Source organism: Methylobacterium sp. E-045, assembly GCF_022829685.1.
Lineage (GTDB): Bacteria > Pseudomonadota > Alphaproteobacteria > Rhizobiales > Beijerinckiaceae > Methylobacterium.
In genome coordinates, this window is the sequence record NZ_JAKSYE010000124.1 from 1 (window position 1) to 4,105 (window position 4,105).

The window sequence follows — 4,105 nt, forward strand, 5'->3', positions numbered from 1 at the left end:
CGAGGCCGCCCGCACGATCGCGGACCTCTGCGACACCATCAAACAGGCTTTCAAGCGCTTCACACCGAATGAGTGCCGCAACTACCTCGTGGCCGCAGGATACGATGCTTTTGACCCTACTTGATCGGATGTAGCCCTAGATCAAAAAAACCGGGAAGAATCATTCCGACGCTTTCGGCTGCTGTCATGCCCGCCCCCTGGGAGGCCAGTCCATGCTTCCGTCAGGATCGCCTCGCGGTGATCCGCCTTGGCCGGGGCCTGGTCGCGGATGAAGGCGACGGCCTGATGCAGGGCCTGGGCGCTAACAGCCTGGGCGAGTTCGTTACCCTTCCGGCGGTTGGCGCGAGAGAATGCCGTGGCGGCCGGGCTCGGTGCGGTGGTGTTCTCCAGCGACACGATGAGGGTCGTGAGGAGCCGGGCGAGGAGAGCCGTGTTCATCGGAGATGCCTCGTTGCCTCTTCTAATTTTGCGGTCTCGACTGCGATGAGAAACCCGCGCTTGATCTCCTCAGGGCTCGCGTTGGGCCAGCGCTTCCAGACGCAGTCCACCCATTTGGACGGCTCCGTGCCCAGGGGAATGCCATCCATCTCGATGATCATCTTGGCGATGGTTGCAGATAGATCGCTCATGCTGCGTCTCTTGCGCGTTCGAGCTTCGTGTTCAAAATCTCCAAAACCATCTCCGCAACCACGCGCTCGGTGGCAACGCGTAGGGTCGACCACAACGCGAAAGATAGCGTCAGCGGCGGCCTGGATAGCAGAGACGACGCTCACGACCGCCACCCCGGCAGGCCGGTCCATGCCTTGTCGATGATGCTCTCACGGCGTTCTGCATGAGCAGGATCGGCGTCTATGACGAAGTGCAGAGCAGCTTCCATTGCCTCCTGACCGCCGAGGGCTGACGCTTCCTCGCCATTGCGACGGATGGCAGTCTGGTAGGCCTTCACGGCTGGTCCAACGAGGGGTTGGCTCTCGACTACCATCACGAGGGAGAGAAGCGCTTGGCCGATCAGGTCGGCACTCTCCTTCGACGAGGGCTTCGCAGCTGCTTCTGGCTGCTGGATGGTTTCGGCGAGGTGTCCGGTCGTCCGGGGGCGGATCATGGCTTCGTGCTCGCATCCGAGACAAAAAGAGGGCGTCTCTGGCGGACATTAGCGCGGGCTCGCAAGTTCCTGCGGGTTGCGTCTTCGGGCCGAAATGATTTGGTAACCATCAATAAGCAATAATTTTAGCGACTTATTTTGCAGGTGGAACGCCGGATATCGCACGATGTTGAATTGAAATGCATAAGCGGCCCCTGAAGCGAGAGCCGAGATGTTGCGCCCAATCCTTGTGATAACGCTTCTCGCAATAACGCCTCTTGCCGTTTATTCGGCCTCGACATGGTCGGACAAGGCGAAGATCGACGCCGAGGTTCATCTAGAGCGTGAACGGTTTTTAGGCCGTCTCGTCGAGCAGCAGTCCCTACGCTGTGAAGAACATCCCCGAGAGTCCGCGGGCGAAGGCTGCCCCCGTTCCATTCGGTTCCAGTAGAGCATCCCCTGGGGCCGGTTGGCGCGGGCTATCCTTTGCCTTGCCTCTCGTGGACGACACTGGGCAGAGACAATTTAACCGGCGATGCTGAGCTAGAGCCGGCCCCTTGCGAGACCCCCTTCATGTCCTTTGTCGCCGATAAGTTTGCGTGAGGCACCACGCCCAGTCTAGGACGCAGGCAGCGTCTCTACATGGTATGAGACAGATCGGAGGCTTGGTTGAAGGAACCCGAACAAGGCAGCGCTGAGGCGGTCTATGTCTCAGCCATGGTCGGCGAAATGATGCGTCGTGTTCTGAATGATGCTCTCGTTGACCTCGCGCGGACTAAAGGCTCCGGCTATCTCGACACATTCCTGCAGCGCGAACTTACCCGCTACGTTGATCTCTTCCGTGAGCGGTCCGGCGACACGCCAGAGATAACCGACACCTTGCGGGCATGGTTTCTGACTGAGGGCAGTACGGCTCTGCGGGCCGTTATAGCGCGTGCAAAAGCGGACGCGACCCATGAATAGGGTTGCCGTGCTCTCAAATTCCAGGGCCTACTCGCTGCGGCCCGAGTGGAACACGGCACGGCCTAACCGTTCGCTCAGCGATCCCCCAACGAGGTTGCTGGCGAGATTGAACCCTTCAGACCACATATCGCTATCGTCTGAACCCCGTGGGTAGGGACATTCATCCCAGGTATCACCCTGGTTAAACGCTTCAAAACCAAGCCAAAACGGTGCAGCAGGATCTACTTCAGCCATTGAGCCCTCCGGACCAATCCAGAAGGTGACGGTGCAACCTCCGTGCCTCATGGGGGGCAGGTCGCTGGATGCCCTCCGGGGATCCAAAAGGTCGCGAGAACTGAATGCAACGCAACAATCCCCGGTCGGAAACGTATAAGCTGGGCCATAGGAGCTACCAGCTTGGCTGCACCTACCGAGAAAGATTGCACGACCTATTGGGCCACCTTCGTGGACCTGGGCGGAGCGGTATCGCTCACGGTCCTGTTCTTCGCCCTCGATGATCGTGAGGCGAAGCGCAAGGCGAAAGGGATGGTGGACGCTCAGGGCGTAGACCTGTGGACGGCGTGCGTCTAATTGGGCACTTCCCGCCGAGCTAGGTGGTGATCCCAGCCGCCTTGTTCTCGGCTGCCTCAAGGGCCTCCATAGCCAGCGCAATCCGCTCGGGGAAGTCGCCCTCGATGAGGGGGAAAGCGTCTGCCATCGCATAGTCGACGCCGATCTTGAACGGGGTCGAGTGACGCTTCCCAGGGCGGGGAGCCCAAATGAGGAAACGGTTGCGGGTGTAGATCATGGTAAACTGACTGTTCGCTGACGGGCAGCCTTTCCACCCATGTTAATGCTCAATCCCCAATGACACGGATGGTTTCGTTGCACCGGTGCGTGCGTATGACATGCATCCATTCATTCCGGCTTGACCGTGCGTACTGGAAACCCGCCAAGCTCTGCGATTGACCTAGAACTTCGCCCTCGCCTCAGACGCTCTGGCACTCGGCCGGGTCGAGGTTGGGCGCGCACGGCCCCTATGCAGCGGCGGCGGGAATCATGGCTGCACCCGAAAAGCGGGGACCGGCGCGGGCGGGACGGGCCGAAATTGATCCCCCCGATTGGGGGGATCAAACGGGCCGGTACGGCGATCGGCAATCTCAGGCTCAACCGCCGGCAGGGCGGCAACAAAGCGCCTCCGATGGCGGCCGGCTCCGACACGGAGCGGACTATCTCCGGCTTCGGAAGTTTATGGGAAGACCTGCGATTTGATGACCGCGGCGGCCGGCACATCGAGCACGACGGACGGCAGTCCGACATGCTCGATCTGTGCCTGATAGCAGTTCGGCATTATGCGGAGCAGTACCCCGACGATCTGCGGGACAGCGCGGTGACGCGCTTCCACTACAATACGAAACCGTATCCCGCGACCTAGCGCGCCCTGGGAGGCCCGCCGTTTCCGACACCTTGCTCCTGCTCTCGTTGGCGATTGAGAATGCCGAGCTTCGCGCCCGGCTTGCGGAGGTTCAGGACCAGTGCGTCGAGCTGGCGGTGGATGCCGGCGAGCTACACGCCGAGGTCGAGGCGCTGAGGCGAGATCTCGCTTTGCTCAAAGTGGCCGCAGCGACCGGAGAAAGGCACCGTCTTCCATGAAGGAAAAGGCAAACAAAAGACTCGTTTGATCTCCCATAGCCCAAATTACCGGCTCATGCGTTCATCCTACGCTTCACCCATTTAGCAGCAGATTTCTGCGGTGCGATGGCAGCACGAGAAGGTATTAATATGCGCAAATTACTCATCGCCACCACCGTGCTCATGTCTTCTGCAACTGTGGGCTTCGTTACAACGGCGTCAGCCGCGGTCGTTGGCCCTGCGCCAGCCCTGACGGTCCCCACCAATACGATTGCTGAGGTACGCATGGAGCGTCGTATGATGCACCGGCGGATCACCCATAGCCGGATGCACCGACGGATGGGTAGCCGTCAGTACCAGCATCGTCGGATGTGGGGGAACTAACTCAAGGCCGGATCCTCGTCGTCCCCTGTCGTCAGATTGGGGGCGACGGTGTCTTGATACTCCAGA

Annotated in this window: 6 protein-coding genes and 1 pseudogene; 4 read left to right on the plus strand and 3 right to left on the minus strand. The window is 60.2% G+C overall.

All coding sequences use genetic code 11. The features are described 5' to 3' along the window. Positions 1 to 124, plus strand: a pseudogene (locus MKK51_RS23225) (IS630 family transposase); the annotation flags it as partial. Positions 125 to 141: 17 nt separating this feature from the next. On the opposite strand, the gene MKK51_RS23230 reads toward MKK51_RS23225, so the two are convergent. From MKK51_RS23230 to MKK51_RS23240, 3 genes are all read right to left on the minus strand, one after another. Next, positions 142 to 438 carry a hypothetical protein gene (locus MKK51_RS23230; protein WP_243981442.1) on the minus strand — a complete coding sequence of 99 codons (297 nt, stop codon included), beginning with the start codon at positions 436 to 438 and terminating at the stop codon, positions 142 to 144. Then, positions 435 to 629, minus strand: a complete 195-nt coding sequence (locus MKK51_RS23235; protein WP_243981444.1) for a hypothetical protein — start codon at positions 627 to 629, stop codon at positions 435 to 437. The genes MKK51_RS23230 and MKK51_RS23235 overlap by 4 nt, the downstream gene beginning before the upstream one ends. A 140-nt stretch (positions 630 to 769) precedes the next feature. Beyond that, positions 770 to 1,102 (minus strand): hypothetical protein, encoded by a 333-nt coding sequence (locus MKK51_RS23240; protein WP_243981445.1) that lies wholly within the window; start codon positions 1,100 to 1,102, stop codon positions 770 to 772. Between the two features lie 648 nt (positions 1,103 to 1,750). Here MKK51_RS23240 and MKK51_RS23245 point away from each other — a divergent pair. The 3 genes from MKK51_RS23245 (at position 1,751) to MKK51_RS23255 (ending at position 3,458) form a co-directional block, all read left to right on the plus strand. After that, positions 1,751 to 2,044 carry a hypothetical protein gene (locus MKK51_RS23245; protein WP_243981447.1) on the plus strand — a complete coding sequence of 98 codons (294 nt, stop codon included), beginning with the start codon at positions 1,751 to 1,753 and terminating at the stop codon, positions 2,042 to 2,044. 396 nt (positions 2,045 to 2,440) lie between these two features. Beyond that, a complete protein-coding gene (locus MKK51_RS23250) occupies positions 2,441 to 2,614 on the plus strand; it encodes a hypothetical protein (RefSeq protein WP_243981448.1) in 174 nt (57 codons plus the stop codon). A gap of 517 nt (positions 2,615 to 3,131) precedes the next feature. Continuing rightward, a complete protein-coding gene (locus tag MKK51_RS23255) occupies positions 3,132 to 3,458 on the plus strand; it encodes a hypothetical protein (protein ID WP_243981450.1) in 327 nt (108 codons plus the stop codon). Positions 3,459 to 4,105 lie beyond the last annotated feature (647 nt).